The sequence below is a fragment of the Pseudomonas sp. FG47 genome, assembly GCF_057809115.1.
Genome location: NZ_JBMDJI010000020.1, coordinates 1 through 15974, shown reverse-complemented (window position 1 = coordinate 15974; position 15974 = coordinate 1). Strand labels below are relative to the sequence as shown.

17 protein-coding genes are annotated in these 15974 nt (G+C 65.5%); 4 read left to right on the top strand and 13 right to left on the bottom strand.

All coding sequences use genetic code 11. The features are described 5' to 3' along the window. Positions 1-5: 5 nt before the first annotated feature. The 7 genes from ACODS5_RS15900 to ACODS5_RS15870 form a co-directional block, all read right to left on the bottom strand. Complete coding sequence (locus tag ACODS5_RS15900; protein ID WP_134692624.1) at positions 6-371, bottom strand: Na+/H+ antiporter subunit G; 366 nt, start codon at positions 369-371, stop codon at positions 6-8. Then, entirely contained in the window at positions 368-646 is a 279-nt protein-coding gene (locus ACODS5_RS15895) for a K+/H+ antiporter subunit F (protein WP_186660462.1), read from the bottom strand. Before ACODS5_RS15895 ends, ACODS5_RS15900 begins: the two co-directional genes overlap by 4 nt. Continuing rightward, positions 643-1131 carry a Na+/H+ antiporter subunit E gene (locus ACODS5_RS15890; protein WP_134692626.1) on the bottom strand — a complete coding sequence of 163 codons (489 nt, stop codon included), beginning with the start codon at positions 1129-1131 and terminating at the stop codon, positions 643-645. Before ACODS5_RS15890 ends, ACODS5_RS15895 begins: the two co-directional genes overlap by 4 nt. Beyond that, on the bottom strand, positions 1128-2807 hold the full coding sequence (locus ACODS5_RS15885) for a monovalent cation/H+ antiporter subunit D (RefSeq protein ID WP_489109092.1): 1680 nt from the start codon (positions 2805-2807) through the stop codon (positions 1128-1130). Before ACODS5_RS15885 ends, ACODS5_RS15890 begins: the two co-directional genes overlap by 4 nt. After that, the gene (locus ACODS5_RS15880) at positions 2804-3148 is read right to left on the bottom strand and encodes a Na+/H+ antiporter subunit C (protein ID WP_134692628.1); all 345 of its coding nucleotides are present in this window, start codon (positions 3146-3148) and stop codon (positions 2804-2806) included. The genes ACODS5_RS15885 and ACODS5_RS15880 overlap by 4 nt, the downstream gene beginning before the upstream one ends. Beyond that, positions 3148-6063: a monovalent cation/H+ antiporter subunit A gene (locus ACODS5_RS15875; protein ID WP_134692629.1), complete on the bottom strand. Its 2916-nt coding sequence runs from the start codon at positions 6061-6063 to the stop codon at positions 3148-3150. The genes ACODS5_RS15880 and ACODS5_RS15875 overlap by 1 nt, the downstream gene beginning before the upstream one ends. Before the next feature lie 238 nt (positions 6064-6301). Next, the gene (locus ACODS5_RS15870) at positions 6302-7246 is read right to left on the bottom strand and encodes a DMT family transporter (protein ID WP_134692630.1); all 945 of its coding nucleotides are present in this window, start codon (positions 7244-7246) and stop codon (positions 6302-6304) included. Between the two features lie 84 nt (positions 7247-7330). On the opposite strand from ACODS5_RS15870, the gene ACODS5_RS15865 reads away from it, so the two are divergent. Beyond that, the gene (locus tag ACODS5_RS15865; protein WP_134692631.1) at positions 7331-7894 is read left to right on the top strand and encodes a helix-turn-helix domain-containing protein; all 564 of its coding nucleotides are present in this window, start codon (positions 7331-7333) and stop codon (positions 7892-7894) included. Between the two features lie 60 nt (positions 7895-7954). On the opposite strand, the gene ACODS5_RS15860 is transcribed toward ACODS5_RS15865, so the two are convergent. After that, entirely contained in the window at positions 7955-8503 is a 549-nt protein-coding gene (locus ACODS5_RS15860) for a cysteine hydrolase family protein (RefSeq protein WP_489109091.1), read from the bottom strand. An 82-nt stretch (positions 8504-8585) separates the two neighbouring features. Here ACODS5_RS15860 and ACODS5_RS15855 point away from each other — a divergent pair, with 82 nt between their 5' ends. Then, positions 8586-9563, top strand: a complete 978-nt coding sequence (locus tag ACODS5_RS15855; RefSeq protein ID WP_489109090.1) for a GlxA family transcriptional regulator — start codon at positions 8586-8588, stop codon at positions 9561-9563. Between the two features lie 3 nt (positions 9564-9566). On the opposite strand, the gene soxR is transcribed toward ACODS5_RS15855, so the two are convergent. Further along, positions 9567-10022: a redox-sensitive transcriptional activator SoxR gene (gene soxR / locus ACODS5_RS15850; RefSeq protein ID WP_302467656.1), complete on the bottom strand. Its 456-nt coding sequence runs from the start codon at positions 10020-10022 to the stop codon at positions 9567-9569. Between the two features lie 88 nt (positions 10023-10110). On the opposite strand from soxR, the gene ACODS5_RS15845 reads away from it, so the two are divergent. Further along, positions 10111-10491, top strand: coding sequence for an antibiotic biosynthesis monooxygenase (locus tag ACODS5_RS15845; protein ID WP_134692635.1), 381 nt, complete (start codon positions 10111-10113; stop codon positions 10489-10491). Here ACODS5_RS15845 and ACODS5_RS15840 read toward each other — a convergent pair. Both ACODS5_RS15840 and ACODS5_RS15835 read right to left on the bottom strand, forming a co-directional pair. Continuing rightward, positions 10470-11240, bottom strand: a complete 771-nt coding sequence (locus ACODS5_RS15840; RefSeq protein ID WP_134692636.1) for an alpha/beta hydrolase family protein — start codon at positions 11238-11240, stop codon at positions 10470-10472. The two genes, ACODS5_RS15845 and ACODS5_RS15840, sit on opposite strands and share 22 nt — an antisense overlap. Then, the gene (locus ACODS5_RS15835) at positions 11224-12336 is read right to left on the bottom strand and encodes a DUF3182 family protein (RefSeq protein WP_489109089.1); all 1113 of its coding nucleotides are present in this window, start codon (positions 12334-12336) and stop codon (positions 11224-11226) included. The genes ACODS5_RS15840 and ACODS5_RS15835 overlap by 17 nt, the downstream gene beginning before the upstream one ends. 195 nt (positions 12337-12531) lie before the next feature. Between ACODS5_RS15835 and ACODS5_RS15830 the strand changes: the two genes are divergently transcribed. After that, positions 12532-14334, top strand: a complete 1803-nt coding sequence (locus tag ACODS5_RS15830) for an aminopeptidase P family protein (RefSeq protein WP_489109088.1) — start codon at positions 12532-12534, stop codon at positions 14332-14334. Between the two features lie 48 nt (positions 14335-14382). Here ACODS5_RS15830 and ACODS5_RS15825 read toward each other — a convergent pair whose 3' ends face one another. Both ACODS5_RS15825 and rhtA read right to left on the bottom strand, forming a co-directional pair. After that, on the bottom strand, positions 14383-14664 hold the full coding sequence (locus ACODS5_RS15825; protein ID WP_134692638.1) for a hypothetical protein: 282 nt from the start codon (positions 14662-14664) through the stop codon (positions 14383-14385). A gap of 186 nt (positions 14665-14850) precedes the next feature. Then, entirely contained in the window at positions 14851-15738 is an 888-nt protein-coding gene (gene rhtA / locus ACODS5_RS15820) for a threonine/homoserine exporter RhtA (RefSeq protein WP_489109087.1), read from the bottom strand. Between the last annotated feature and the right edge of the window lie 236 nt (positions 15739-15974).

The following is a 15974-nucleotide window of genomic DNA, read 5'->3' as shown; positions in this document are numbered from 1 at the left end:
CCTGGTCAATTACCCCGATCCCGGCCACTGCTGACTTCCTCGGGCACTGCTTCGCCCGAGGTGCGCTTGCGAAACAGTGCCGCTCGCGCCAGCAACAGTGTGGTGACCGGCACGGTGATCGACAGCAGGATCGGAATCAGCCAGGCGTGCAGCACCGGGCTTTGCTTGAGCAGCGAAAAGTACAGGATCGAGGCCAGCGCCACGCACCAGGCGCCGATGGTCGAGGCCAGCGCGGGCGGATGCATGCGTTGGAAGAAATCCTTCAGGCGTAGCATGCCGATGGCGCCGATCAGGGCGAACAGGCTGCCCAGCAATAGCAGGGCAGACACCAGCAACTCCAGCCAGAACGGCAGTTCGACGGTTTCACTCATTCGATCACCTCGCCACGCAGCAGGAACTTGGCCAGGGCGAACGAGCCGACAAAGCCGAACAGGGCGATCAGCAGCGCGCCCTCGAAGTAGGTATCACTGGCGTAGCGAATGCCCAGCACCAGCATCATCAACATGCCCAGGATGTACAGGTAGTCCAGCGCCAGCACCCGGTCCTGGGCGGAAGGCCCGCGGAACAGCCGGATTAGCGCCAGGCCCATGGCCAGGGCGAAGATGAACAGGCTGGCGAGGACGGCATTGGCAAGCAGGCCGCTCATTCGAAGATCTCCATCAGCGGGCGTTCGTAGGTGTGCTTGAAGTGCGCGATGAAAGCCGCCTCGTCCTCCAGGTCGAACACATGCAGGAGCAGTACGCTGCGGTCCAGCGCCAGTTCCGACCAGACCGTGCCCGGTACCACTGTAGTGATCATCGACAAGGCTGCCAGCCCATGGGCATCGCGCAGCGTCAGCGGAATGTGCACGAACGCCGAGCGCGGCGGCGTACTACCGGCGCGCAGCACGCCACGGGCCACCTGCAGGTTGGAGAGGATCACATCGGTACCGACCCGGCAGATCAGCCGGGCGATCGTCAGTGGCCGGCGGACGTGGGCATGCTGCGGGCGCAGTGGCGCCATCAGGATGGGCGCCAGCACCCCCAGCGCGGCAGCCAACAGCAGGTTGCCCGGGCTCATCGACAGGTTCAGTAGCAGCCACAGGGCGAACAGCGCCAGCGACAGCAGCGGCGCGGGGAACAGGCGGTTCATGGCGTCACCTCGGCGCTGGCGGTGGTCGGGCCGGGCTGCGGCCGGGTCGCCATTACTGCTTCGATGTAGCGGTCAGGCGCCTGCAGGTTGGCGGCGGTGTCCTGGGTATAGCGCAGCAGCGGCTCGGCCTTGAGACTGAGGAAGATGCACAGGCCCAGGAGCATGACGATGGGCAGGCACTCGTAGCGGCGCAACGCTGGCGAAGGACGCTCCTCGGGCTTCCAGAAGCGTTGGATGCCGACGCGGCCAAAGGCGATCAGCGAAGCCATGCCCGAGAGAATCAGCAGGCTGACCAAGGCCCAGCCCGCTGCGCCCAACGGTTGCTCGGGGGCGATACCCAGGCCGTTGGGATTGAACAGCGCGCTGATCAGGTTGAGCTTGCCGATGAAGCCCGACAGCGGCGGCATGCCGATGATCAACAGGGCGCAGGCAATGAAGCTCAGGCCGAGGAAGGCCATGGTCCAGGGAATGATCTGGCCGATCACCGCCTTCTGCTCGTCGTCGAGGTTGATGCCCTTGGGTGGGTGCAGCGACTCGAGCGGTGAGGGCATCACATCTTCTTCGTCATCCAGCGGCGCCTCGTTGGCCGAGCGCGAGCGCTCGACCAGCTCGGCCAGCAGGAACAGCGCGCACAGCGCCAGGGTGGAGCTGGCCAGGTAGAACAGCGCGGCGCCGGTCAGTACCGCTTGGCCGAAGCCGATGGCGGCCATCAGGGTGCCGGCCGAGACCAGGATGCTCAGGGCCGCCAGACGCTCCAGGCGCTGGGCGGCGAGGATCGACGCCGCGGCCACGGCCAGGGTCGCCAGGCCACCGTACACCAACCATTCGCCACCGAACTGCGCCGAGGCCCCGGCTTGGCTGGAGAACAGCAAGCTCCACAGGCGCAGCACGGCGTACAGGCCAACCTTGGTCATGATCGCGAACAGCGCGGCCACCGGTGCGCTGGCCGAGGAGTAGGCCGGCACCAACCAGAAGTTCAGCGGCCAGATCCCGGCCTTGGCCAGGAAGGCGATGGCCAGGATCGCCGCGCCGGCGTGCAGCAGGCCGCGGTCGGCCTCGGGGACCAGTGGCACCTTCAGTGCCAGGTCAGCCATGTTCAGGGTGCCGGTCACGCCATAGAGCATGGCTGCGCCCACCAGGAACAGCGATGAGGCGAACAGGTTGATGGCAATGTAGTGCAGGCCGGCCTTGACCCGTGCGCGCCCCGAGCCGTGCAACAGCAAGCCGTAGGAGGCTGCCAGCAGCACTTCGAAGAACACGAACAGGTTGAACAGGTCGGCGGTGAGGAACGCGCCGTACAGGCCCATGAGCTGGATCTGGAACAGCGCGTGGAAGCTGGCCCCGGCACCATCCCAGCGGGCGCGGGCGAACAGCAGCGCGCTGCTGCCGACGATGCCGGTCAGCACCAGCAGCAGCGCTGAAAGGTGGTCGACCACCAGCACGATGCCGAACGGCGCCGGCCAGTTGCCCGGCAGGTAGACACCGATGGACTCGGCCTGGCCCTGGGTGCGCACCCAGGTCAGCAGGGTGATGGCGATGCCGAGCCCGGCGAAGGTGGACAGCAGGTTCAGCCGTGCCTTGAGCCAGCGGTGTTTTTCGCCGATCAGCAGCATTAGCGCCGCGGTGATCAGCGGCAGCAGGATCGGGGCAATGATCAGTTGGCTCATCCCGCTCATTCTTCACGCTCCCGGCCGTCGACGTGGTCGGTGCCGGTCAGCCCGCGCGATGCCAGCAGCACCACCAGGAACAGCGCGGTCATGGCAAAGCTGATGACGATGGCGGTCAGCACCAACGCCTGGGGCAAAGGGTCGGTGTAGTGCAGCAGATCTTGCGGCACGCCGTCCTTGATGATCGGCTCACGGCCGATGAACAGGCTGCCCATGCTGAAGATGAACAGGTTGACGCCGTAGGACAGCAGGCACAGGCCCATGATCACCTGGTAGGTACGTGGGCGCAGTACCAGCCATACCCCGGAGGCGGCCAGCACGCCGATGGCGACTGCAATGACTTCTTCCATCAGGCGGCTCCTGCTTGGCTGGATTTGCCGGGATTGCCCGGGCGGTAGGCGCGCACCGACTGGTGCGCCAGGGCGGTGAGGATTAGCAGGGTCGAACCGACCACCACGGTGTACACGCCGATGTCGAAGAACAGTGCGCTGGCCACGTGCACGTCACCCAGCAGCGGCAGGTGCAGGTGGGCGGTGTGGGTGGTCAGGAACGGGTAGCCGAGCAGCATCGCCCCGGCGCCAGTGAGGGTGGCGCAGAGCAGGCCAGTACCCATCCAGCGCAGCGGGCGCAGGCTCATCTGCGCCTCGACCCACTGGGTGCCGGCGACCATGTACTGGAGGATGAACGCCACCGACATCACCAAGCCGGCGACGAAGCCGCCGCCCGGTTGGTTGTGGCCGCGCATGAACAGGTACATCGAAACCAGCAGGGCGATCGGCAGCAGCAGCCGCACCAGCGCGGCCGGCACCATCATGAAGCCCAGCGCGGTATCGGTGGCATGGCGGGGGTTGACCAGGTCGGTGACCACGTCCGGTGCCAGCTGACGCTGCTGGGCTGGCAACTGCATACTCTCCTTGGGTGGGCGGAAGCGGCGCAGCAGGGCGAACACGGTCAGTGCCACCGCCACCAGCACGGTGATCTCGCCGAGGGTGTCGAAGCCGCGGAAGTCCACCAGCATCACGTTCACCACATTGGTGCCGCCACCTTGCGGCAGGGCGCGGCTGAGGTAGAACGAGGAGATGTCGTTTGGCGTTGGGCGGGTGAGCATGGCGTAGGACAACAGCGCCATGCCGCCTCCCACCAGCACCGCCAGCACCAGGTCGCGCAGGCGCCGCAGGCGCGCGCGCTCCTGGCTGCCGGGCAGTGGCGAGACGCCTTCGATACGCCGGGGCAGCCAGCGCAGGCCAAGCAGGATCAGCACGGTGGTCACCACCTCGACCGCCAACTGGGTCAGGGCCAGGTCGGGGGCGGAGAACCAGACGAAGGTAATGCAGGTCATCAGGCCGCAGACGCCGACCATGATCAGCGCCGCCAGGCGGTGGTACTTGGCCTGGTAGGCGGCGCCAATGGCGCAGGCAATGGCGATCAACCACAGCGCGACGAACACGCCGGAACCGGGGATCTTCGGCCGGTCGCCCCAGCTCAGGCCACTGTATAGCAGCGGCACCAGGCCGGCGATGAAGGCCGCCAGCACCAGCATGAACAGCTGGGTCTGCAGACGGCGGGTGGTCAGCAGCCGTTCGAGGTGGCGGGCCAGCAGCATCAGGCGGACCAGGCCGTGTTCGAACAGGCGCTTGCCGTTGAACCGCTCGATCAGCGGCGGGTAGGGGAAGCGGCCGCGTTGCAACTGCTTGCGCAGCAGCAGGTAGAGGACGATGCCGCCGCACATGGCGATCAGGCTCATGATCAGCGGGGCGTTCCAGCCGTGCCAGATGGCCAGGCTGTACTCGGGCAGGGTACCGCCGACCACCGGCAGCGCGGCGGCGGCCAGCAGCGGGCCGACCGATTGTGCCGGGAAGATGCCGACCACCAGGCAGGTGAGCACCAGCAGCTCGACCGGCGCGCGCATCCAGCGCGGCGGTTCGTGGGGGGTGTGTGGCAAGTCCTGGGCTGGCGGGCCGAAGAACACATCGACCGTGAAGCGCAGCGCGTAGGCCACGCTGAAGGTCCCGGCCAGGGTGGCGATCACCGGCAGCGCGGCCTCGACCCAGGCGGTGGAGCTGATGAACACGGTCTCGGCGAAGAACATCTCCTTGGACAGGAAGCCGTTCATCAATGGCACGCCGGCCATCGAGGCACTGGCGACCATGGCCAGGGTGGCGGTGAACGGCACCAGCCGGAACAGGCCGCTGAGGCGGCGGATGTCGCGGGTGCCGCTCTCGTGGTCGATGATCCCCGCGGCCATGAACAGCGAGGCCTTGAAGGTGGCGTGGTTGAGGATGTGGAACACCGCGGCCACGGCGGCCAGCGGGCTGTTCAGGCCCAGCAGCAGGGTGATCAGGCCCAGGTGGCTGATGGTCGAGTAGGCCAGAAGACCCTTGAGGTCGTTCTGGAACATCGCGGCGAAGGCACCGAGCAGCAAGGTGGCGGCGCCGGCGCCGCCGACGATCCAGAACCATTCCTCGCTGCCCGAGAGCACCGGCCACAGGCGCGCGAGCAGGAACACCCCGGCCTTGACCATGGTCGCCGAGTGCAGGTAAGCCGAGACGGGGGTGGGCGCCGCCATGGCATGGGGCAGCCAGAACTGGAAGGGGAATTGCGCGCTTTTACTCAACGCACCGAGCAGGATCAGGGGCAGCAGCACCGGGTACAGCGCATGCTGGCGGATGGTGTCGCCGGCAGCCAGGACCTTGTCCAGGTCATAGCTGCCGACCACATGGCCGAGCAGCAGGGCTCCGACCAGCAGGCACAAGCCGCCGGCCCCGGTGACCATCAGGGCCATGTAGGCACCGCGGCGGGCGTCGGCGCGGTGGTGCCAGTAGCCGATCAGCAGGAACGAGAACAGGCTGGTCAACTCCCAGAAGAACACCAGCTGGATCAGGTTGCCGGAGATCACCAGGCCGAGCATGGCGCCCATGAACGCCAGGAAGAACGCGAAGAACCGCGGCACCGGGTCTTGTGGCGACATGTAGTAGCGGGCGTACAGCGACACCAGGGTGCCAATGCCCAGCACCAGCAGGCTGAACAGCCAGGCGAAGCCATCCATGCGCAGGACCAGGTTCATGCCCAGGCTGGGCAGCCACAGCAGCTCCTCGCGAATGACCCCGCCGTGGGCGACTTGCGGGTACAGCAACGCTACCTGGACGGTGCCGACCAGGGCCACGAGCCCAGCGAGGATGGACTCGGCGTTACGTGCGTTGTGCGGCAGTACAGCCGCCAGGCAACTGCCCACGAAGGGCAGAAGCAATAGCACAATCAATGACATAGCGTTTTATTCTGGAGAAGTTTGCCAAGGATCATACGTGCCGGTCGGTTGATCACCAACACGCAAGCGGTTGCAGGATCCTACAAATGTGCTGTGACACGCTGTTTTTTTATAACAGTTTTTTACAGAGCATAGCGGCTGAGCGCGCGCCCGTGGGGCTGCTTTGCAGCCCATCGCCAGCAAGCCGGCTGCCACAGGTCTGGTTCAAGGCATGAGGCTGCTGGGGTCGTCGTGTGGGCTACAGTCCCGCCTCGCGCTGACGCGGCTCATCGTCCTGCAAGGCGTCGGCTTGATCCTGACGGCGAATCTTCAACTCGCTCACCACCACCGCCAGCACGATCAGCAGGCCGCCGATCAGGGCCACGCCAGGCAGGCGTTCGCCGGCAATACGCCCGACAATCCCGGCCCATACCGGTTCGCCGGCATAGATCAGCGTGGCGCGGGTCGGCGAAACCGACTTCTGCGCCCAATTCATCGCCACCTGGATCACCGCGCTCATCGCCCCCAGGCCCACGGCGCTGGCCACCAGCAACCAGGAAAAATCGGCAATGCGCTCCTGGGTCGGTACGATCATCAGGAATGCCAGCGCCGAGGCGGTGGCCAGTTGCACCACGGTGACCCGACGCACGTCCACCTTGCCGGCGTAGCGGCTGATCAGGATGATCTCGCCGGCGATCGCCACGGCGCTGACCAGGGTCACCAGTTCACCCTCGCTGAAATGCAGCGAGCCGCCCTCGGGGCCGGCCAGCAGCATCAGGCCGACGAACGCCAGGCAGATGCCGATGCTCGGCATCAATCCCGGGCGACGCCCCAGCACCAGCCATTGCAGCAGCGGCACGAACGGCACGTACAGCGCGGTAATAAAGGCCGACTGGCTGCTGCTGATGGTTTGCAGGCCCATGGTCTGCAGGCCGTAGCCGAGCATGATCGACACGCCGATGAGCAACCCGGCCTTGAGCTCGGTGAAGGTCAGCCCCGGCAACGAGCGCGCCGAAACCAGCCCGACGAACAGGGCGGCGGCGGCGAAGCGCAGGCCGACGAAGAACATCGGCCCGCTGACGGTCATGACGTTGTGCACGATGAGGAAGGTGCCGCCCCAGAGCATGGTGATGAACACCAGCACCAGTTCGGCCTTGCTCAGGCGGAAGGTGATGGCGGCTGTGCTGGGGGCGGTCTGGCTCATGGTCTTGCGTGCTCGGAAGGGGCGGCGCACAATTCGCCGCAAAGTGGGCAGTATACTGCGCAGCCCCTACCAGTGAGCAATATAGTGCACAAAAATTCCGAGCACCGTGCTTCGGTGCTGCAGCATGTCAGCCAGAACGTTCGCCGCCTGCGTAGCGATGCTGGTCTGAGCCAGAGCGTCCTGGCCGAGCGTTCCGGGGTCAGCCGGCGAATGCTGGTGGCCATCGAGGCGGGCGAGAAGAATGTCAGCCTGACCACCCTTGACCTGATCGCCGAAGCGCTGGGGGTGGCATTCAGTACGTTGATCCAGGCGCCAGAGCACCGAGATCCCAGCCGTATCGACGAGCTGGCCTGGGCTGGCGAGCACCCCGCCAGCCGAGCCGTATTGCTGGGCAGCAGCCCGGCACGGCGCGAGGTGGAGCTGTGGGAGTGGACCCTGGCGCCTGGCGAATGCTACGCCAGCGAAGCCGACGCGGCCGGCTGGAGCGAGCAGATCTATGTGGCCGAAGGCTGCCTGACCCTGATCATTGAGGGCGGCGAGCGGCAGTTGGCCCGGGGCGAGTTCTTTGTCTTCCCCAGCGATTGCCGCTACGCCTACCGCAATGACGGCGAGGTGAGCGTGCGCTTTGTCCGCAACGTGGTGATCTGAACGCTTGGCCAACGGCCAACTGTGGGCACCGGCCGTGCCGGTATTGCGCTGGCGAGGCTCTCAGGCGCGCAGCAGCTCGTCGGTGCTCACCACCTCGGCATAGGCAAACGCCAGCGCCGCCATCGACGCGGCCTGTACATCCGCTGCGGCTACCTGCTTGCCAGCGAAGTCCAAGGCCAGGGTAGCGCAGGCGTCGTGGGCCACCTTGACGGGGTAACCGAAGTCCGCCGCGGCGCGTACGGCTGCATCGATACACATATGGCTCATGCTGCCAACGATGCTCAGGGCGGTAACGCCGTGCTGATCAAGTACCGCCTTCAGCTCGGTGTCGCGAAAGGCGTTCACCTGCTGCTTGAGTACCACCGGCTCACCCGACGCCGGCGCCACCTTGGGGTGGATCCGCGCCCCCGCCGAACCCGGGGCGAAGAATGGCGCATCGCTGTTGGTGAACTCATGTCGCACATGCACCACCAGATCGCCCCGTTCACGCGCTGTGGCCAGCAGGCGCGCTGCGTTGTCGGCGGCGGCGTCGGCACCGTCCAGGGTCCATTTGCCACCGGGGAAGTAGTCGTTCTGGATATCGATGATGATCAGGGCCTGCTTGCTCATGGTGCCTCCTGCGGCAGTAGTGATGAACTGCCGATAGTTATAGGCTTGACCGATCTGTTTGAGGATTGGCGCGAGCGACACAATGACGGCAAAAACTGACAGCCTGGAAATCGGCGTGCTGTGCTACCCCGGCGCGCAAAGTGCGGCCGTGCACGGCATGACCGACCTGTTCGCGGTGGCCAATCGGGTGGCCGGGCAGTTGGGTGATCACGACCTGCCGGCGCTTCGGGTCAGCCATTGGCAGCTCGATGCCAGTGGGCAGTTGCAAGTGATCGAGGATACTCACCCTGGCCCTGGGCATGCCCTGCGCGCGCTGATGATCCCGCCGAGCCTGGCGGCCACGCCATCGGCCGAGTTACTGCAGGCGCATCGCGCGGCGCTGTGTGCGTTGCATGCCCAGGGCGCGGTGTTGGCCTCGGTGTGCATCGGCGTATTCCTCATCGCCGGCAGCGGCCTGCTCGACGGGCGCCCGGCATGCACTCACTGGAACTACGCGCAGGCCTTGAGCGAGCGCTTCCCCCGGGTGCGGGTGCAGGGGAGTCAGCCGCTGCTCGATGATGGCGATATCATCACCTCAGCCGGGCTGATGGCCTGGACTGATCTGGGCTTGCACCTTATCGAACGTTTCGTCGGCCATGGCCTGGCCCGCGAAACCGCGCGCTACCTGTCGGTCGAGCCCGCGCCCGCGCCGTTGCCCGGGGCGCTGTTCCAGCCCCGGCTGGAGCATGGCGATGAGGCGGTGCTGAAGGTTCAGCACTGGTTGCAAGGCGATGAAGCCCGAACTGCCAGCCTGGCGGACATGGCGCATTGCGCGGGCCTGGAGCCTCGCACCTTCCTGCGCCGTTTTCGCGCCGCCACCGGCCTGCGCCCCACCGAGTATGCCCAGCAGGTCCGGGTGGGGCGCGCTTGCCGCTTGCTGGAGTTCACCCGGCGCAGCGTCGAACAGATCGCCTGGGGCGTCGGCTACCAGGACCCCGGCGCCTTTCGCAAGGTGTTCCAGCGCCTGACCGGGATGACCCCCAGCGACTACCGGCGACGGTTCGCGGTGATCTGCGGCTGAGCCTCAGGCCTGGCTGGGCGGATGCGGCCCTGGGCCTTCGTCGGCCAGGCGGTCATGGTGATTGCGCAGCGGGCACTCTTTCAGCGACATGCAGCCACAGCCAATACAGCCATCGAGCTGGTCACGCAGCATGAGCATTTCGTCGATGCGCCGGGTCAGGTCCTCGCGCCATTGCGCCGACAGGCGCTGCCAGTCACCGGCGGTGGGGGTGTGGTCGCAGGGCAGGGTATCCAGGGCCCTGGCGATGTCGCCCAGGGGAATACCCAGGCGCTGGGCCATCTTGATCACCGCCACCCGGCGTAGCACCGCCCGCGGGTAACGGCGCTGGTTGCCGGCATTGCGGGTACTGTGGATCAGCCCTTTGGTTTCATAGAAGTGCAGGGCGGTCACAGCCACGCCGCTGCGTGCCGCTAGTTGACCGACGCTGAGCAGGCGGTCCTGGGAGGAAGGCGATTTCATCGGCAAGAAAATCCTTGACCTTGAGTTAACTGGAGGTTTTACCCTCCTCGACCATCTGCTGCAAGTGTCCGAAACGAGGAGATCCGCGATGGCGGCCAACACCCATTCCCTGTGGTTCACCCAGATGATCGAGTACAACGTGCCCGCGCTGCGCCAGGAGGCGCTGGCCGAGGCCCTGGTCACCCGTAGCGAGCAGTTGGCGCAACGCTGCGCCGGGTTGCTTAACGTCAGTATCCAGGTCAGTGACGACGGCCAGCGGGTGCTGCAGCACCTGCAGTGGCAGTCACGCCAGGCCTGGGCGGCGGCAGCGGGCTATTTTGTCGAGGAGCCGTTCCTCGACCTGTTGTGCCAGTACCAGGCCCGCGGGGTGAACTTCGCCGCCTACCAGACATTGCGCAGCCTGGTGCGCGGCGCGGATGGCGGCTTGCATTGCCAAGTTGGCGTGGCTCAGGCGTACCAAGGCGCGTAGTGCGGGTAGCGGTCGAGGCGCGCGCCGATGACCATCTCGCCGATCCAGGCGGTGAGGATCGCGCTGTAGGCCTTCTGGCTCTGCTCGCTCGACAGTGCATGGTCGGCGCCATCGACCAGGCGATGAGTCATCGAATGGGCGCTGACGAAAGCCGCGCGGTAGCTCATTAGTGTGCTGTGTGGCACGTAGTCGTCCTGCTCCGACTCCACCAGCAGCACGTCGCCGCCGAATTCGGCGCAGGCCGCCAGGGCGCGGTTGTCGGCCGGGCCCAGGCTGCGCAGGCGATAAGCGCTCAGGCGTTGGCGGTCGAGGCCCTGCTTGGGCGTGTTCCATTCATCGTCCCAATACAGCGCCGGCACCCGCAGGGCCAGCCACTTCACGGCCCTGCGGGTGCTCAGCAGTGTCGCCAGGTAACCGCCGTAGCTGCTGCCGATCACGGCGACGGCGCTGGGGTCTACCGCGGGGTGACCGACCAGGCGGTCGTAGGCGGCCAGCAAGTCGTCGAGGTTCTGTTCGCGGGTGACGGTCAGACGCTGGCTTTCGGTTTTTTCGTGACCGCGCAGGTCGAAGGTCATGCACACACAACCCAGCCCGGTGATCTGCCGGGCGCGGGCAAGGTCGCGTTGCTGGCTGCCACCCCAGCCATGGACGAAAAGGATGCCCGGCATGCGGCTGCCGGGGCTGACCAGGGTGCCGGCGATGGTTTCCCCTTCGACGTGCAGTTCCACTGTTTCACTCTCGATGGTCATGGTCGCGTATCCGTGCATATTTGCTGAGTTGTCCGAGTTCACTGTCGTGCCCCTGATAGAACAGTGTGGCGTCGGCGGGCAGTCGCGCCCGGCCGAACACCTCGTGGGTCGATGCGCATAGCCGCTGCAGCGCCGGATCCTCGGCGAAGGCCGTCAATGCCAGGACCTCGGCCGGGCTGGCGCCACCCAGGCGCCAGGATTGTTCGAGCACGCCACTGCGCAGATGGCCGTGGCTGTCACGGCCGCGGGCGATGTCATAGTTACGGCGTGAAGCGATAAATCCGGGGAAGTAACGTTCGGCGGCTTGTTCGTAGGCCATGGCCTGGGTGATGGCCAGGCGTAGGTGATCCGCGAGCGGTAATTGCAGCAATTGCTGATAGTCGCCACGCACGAACACCAGATCGGAGCCACCGTACACCTCGCTGCCAGCGTGATCGCGGGTCAGGTGCTGGATGCCGTGGTAGCTGAGGGTCAGCCCTGCCACGCGGACCTGGCCGACGCTGAAGGTCTCGACGTCGTCGAGGTCTTCTTCCAGGACCAGGCCCCACAGTGCCAACGTCTGTTCGTCCATGCCCTCCAGCAACGGTTCCAGGGCCTGGGCGTCAGCGATGACCTGCTGGCCCCGACCGGCGCAGGCCAGCACCGGTTTGATGCGTACCGGCCCCTCGCGCAACAGCAACTCGGCCGCCCGGCGGGTGTCGCCCTTGGAAAACACCGTATAGCCACGGAGCAGGGCATCGCAGGCTTGCTGTGCAAACGCATCGGTCCAGCCGGGCGGAAAGCTGGCGTCGGCAGGCACTGGGTGGGAGATGGCCTTGGTAGCGAGGTGCGGATGACTGACGGCTCCGCCAAAAAGGTCGTTCTCGTCCTGGATGCCGAGCACCGCCTGACGCGCCGGATCGACCAAGGTTTCGCTCGGCACGTAGTAACAGCATGCTTCGGCGTCGGGCATAGGCGCTGGCTCGACGCGCTCGATGCCCAACAGGCGTGCCAGGTACTCGGCGATCCTCAGTTGGGTCGCCCGCTCGTGTCCGGGTATGTGCTCGCGGGTATCGAGCAGTACGACAGCGCTTTTCGGTTCGCGGGAGTGGGGCATGGCCAGCCTCGCGTTCGCAGGGGGTGTAAGGGGTCTGAAGGCGCGCAGGCTGTTTAGTTCAGGAGGAAGGATCGACGGTCGGCAGGGCACTTGGGGCAATGCATGCCTTGTTACGGTCGTGGTGATTGCGGGCGCCCGCCAGCTGTTTCATTATCGACGGCCTGGACCCGTCGACACCTATCCGCAGGAGTGCGCATGAACAGTCAGTCCCCGCTTCACGAATCCGTACCAGCGCGCCTGGCCCGCGTGCGCGAGGCCATGGCCCGGGAGGGTGTTGCTGCCCTGCTGGTGCCCTCGGCCGACCCGCATCTGTCCGAGTACCTGCCTGGCTATTGGCAGGGGCGGCAATGGTTGTCCGGTTTCGAGGGGTCGGTGGGCACGCTGGTGGTCACGGCTGATTTCGCTGGGCTCTGGGCTGACAGTCGCTATTGGGAGCAGGCGAACAAGGAGCTGGCCGGCAGTGGCATCGAGCTGATGAAGCTGCGGCCCGGGCAGCCAGGCGCGTTGGAGTGGTTGGGTGCGCAGGTCGACGGTACCGTGGCGGTGGATGGTGCGGTCATGGCAGTGGCCGCTGCCCGCCAGTTGAGCGAGCGTCTGCAGGCGCGGGGCGCAAAGCTGCGTACGGATATCGATCTGCTGGCCGAGGTCTGGAGCGACCGCCCATCGTTGCCGGGCAATCCGGTCTACCAGCACCTGCCACCCCATGCCACGGTCAATCGTGCGCAAAAGCTCGCCGAGTTGCGGGGCACCCTGCAGGAAAAACGCGCCGACTGGCATTTCATTGCCACGCTGGACGATATCGCCTGGCTGTTCAACCTGCGTGGCAGCGATGTTTCCTACAACCCCGTGTTCGTCTCTTTCGCGTTGCTCAGCCAGGACAAGGCGTACCTGTTCGTCGGGCGCGACAAGGTCGATGGGCACCTGCGCCAGGTATTGGCGGCCGATGGTATCGAGGTTCGTGACTACGTAGCGGTCGGCGAGGCGCTGGCGGCAATCCCGGCCACGGCCAGCCTGCTAGTGGATCCGGCACGGGTCACCCGTGGGCTGCTGGACCATCTGCACGAGCAGGTGCGGCTGGTCGAGGGCATCAATCCGACGACCTTGAGCAAGTCGCGCAAGGGGGAAGGGGATCTCGCCCATATCCGTCAGGCCATGGAGCAGGACGGCGCGGCGCTGTGCGAGTTCTTCGCCTGGTTCGAAGCGCATCAAGGGCAGGGGCGGATCACCGAGCTGACCATCGACGAGCAACTGAGCGCGGCGCGAGCGCGTCGCCCTGGCTATGTGTCGCTGAGCTTCTCCACGATTGCCGCCTACAACGCCAATGGCGCGATGCCGCATTACCGCGCCACGGAAGAATCCCACGCCGTGATCGAGGGCAATGGCCTGTTGCTGATCGATTCAGGTGGCCAATATCTCGGTGGTACCACCGACATTACCCGCATGGTGCCGGTCGGCGAGCCGAGCCAGGCGCAAAAGGCTGACTGCTCGAGAGTACTCAAGGGCATGATCGCCTTGTCGCGGGCGCGTTTCCCCCGGGGCATCCTTTCGCCGCTGCTCGATGCCATTGCTCGAGCGCCGATCTGGGCGGACCGGGTCGACTATGGACACGGCACCGGCCATGGTGTCGGCTACTTCATGAATGTGCATGAGGGGCCGCAGGTGATTGCCTACCAGGCCGCTCCAGCGCCGCAGACGGCGATGCAACCGGGGATGATCAGCTCGATCGAGCCGGGCACCTACCGGCCGGGGGAGTGGGGCGTGCGCATCGAGAACCTGGTGGTCAATCGCGAGGTGGGTAGCAGCGAGTTTGGTGACTTCCTCGAGTTCGAAACGCTGACCCTGTGCCCGATCGACACGCGCTGCCTGCTGCTCGAGGCGCTTGGTGGCGAGGACATCGCCTGGTTGAATCGCTATCACCAGAGGGTGCGCGAACGACTGGCCCCGTTGCTGGCCGGGGACGCGTTGGCATGGTTGGAGCGGCGTACTGCGCCGATCTGAAAGAGACCAACCTGAAACTGAAAGGGCAGCCCTTGGCTGCCCTTTTCGTTATTTGCAGATCACGATCATGCTGCGGCTGGTGTAGCCAGCGGGGTTGATGCCAAAAACATAGTCCCCAGGCTCTTCGTCCGTGTCGCCTGAGCGGGCGATAACCTTGTAGCCTTTGCTGCTGCAGGAGCTGGCCGCCTTGTTGTAGCACTTCTCCCACGACGAGGAGAGCCCCGAGCAGTTGATATGCAGGCCTTTTTTCCCCCGCTTCACCTCGGTGTTGGCGGTTGCGGCGCATCCGGCCATGGCCAGAATGGCCAGGATGAGCAAAATACGTTTCATTCCTGTCCTTATGCGGCCCGACTACTTTACGGGCCAGTCGTCAGCGCTTCGTGTCTTCCTTGATGTTCCCTGGCTTCCCTTTGCCGCCCAGTAGATAGCGTCATGATTATGATTTTATGACAGCTTAATCAGCGAAGCTGAGCGGTACAAGGATGAATAACCATTCAAATGAAAATATTTCTCAATTCAGTCGGCGGCCACCGGTGGGTTGCTCTCGCGCTTCATTGACAGGGTCGCCCCTACTGACGCGGTGATAATCGCAAGAATGGCCAGCCACTGCCAGAGCGTGAGCTGCTCACCGAGGAACAGCAGCCCGGACAGCGCGCCGAAGGCCGGCTCGATGCTCATAAGGGTGCCGAAGGTGCGGGCAGGCATGCGGGTCAGGGCGACCATTTCCAGGCTGTAGGGCAGGGCTGTGGAGAGTACCGCCACGGCCAGGGCCACCGGGAGCAGGGCGGGTGTCAGCAGGGCGCTGCCGGCATGGACAATACCGATGGGGGCGACGAACAGCGCGGCGATCACCACCCCCAGAGCCGCGGTCTGGATACCGTTTTCGGCTCCGGCGCGTTGCCCATATAGAATGTACAGCGCCCAGCACACGCCGGCCCCCAGCGCGTAGCCGGCACCAAGCGGGTCGATGCCGCTGCCGGTCTGGCCGACGGGTATCAGCAGCAACAGGCCGATGACGGCCAGGGCGATCCAGACGAAGTCCAATGCTCGTCGCGAGGCCAGCAACGCCACGGTGAGCGGGCCGGTGAATTCCAGGGCGACGGCGATGCCGAGTGGGACGCTGCGCAAGGACATATAGAAAAGGAAGTTCATCCCACCCAGGGCCATGCCGTAGATGATCACGCTGCGCAGGGTGCTGGCATCCAGCCGTGCGCGCCAGGGGCGCAGCAACAGCACCATGATGATGCTGGCGAAGATCAGGCGCAGGGTGGTGGTGCCTTGTGCGCCGACGATGGGGAACATGCTTTTGGCCAGCGATGCGCCGGACTGGATGGAGGCCATGGCGATCAGTAGCAGGCCGATGGGGAACAGCGTGGCGACCAGGCTGCGTTGGGGGGTGTTCATGCTTGGGAGGAGTCCGTGGTTGGGCGGGCGGGGTGCGCAATATAGTGCGCAATTGGGGGTGGGGGATGCAATGGCTATGGCTATATAGATAGTGGTGAGGGGATGTTGGTGTTTGGAGGTGTCTGGCTGGAGGTTGTGTTTACGGTGAGAGGTGTCCGCCGTTAGGCATTCAGCGCCTATGAGATCGAGCGCCGCCCGCGCGGCGCTCGATCTGCTAGGCGCTGCAAGGCTTGTGG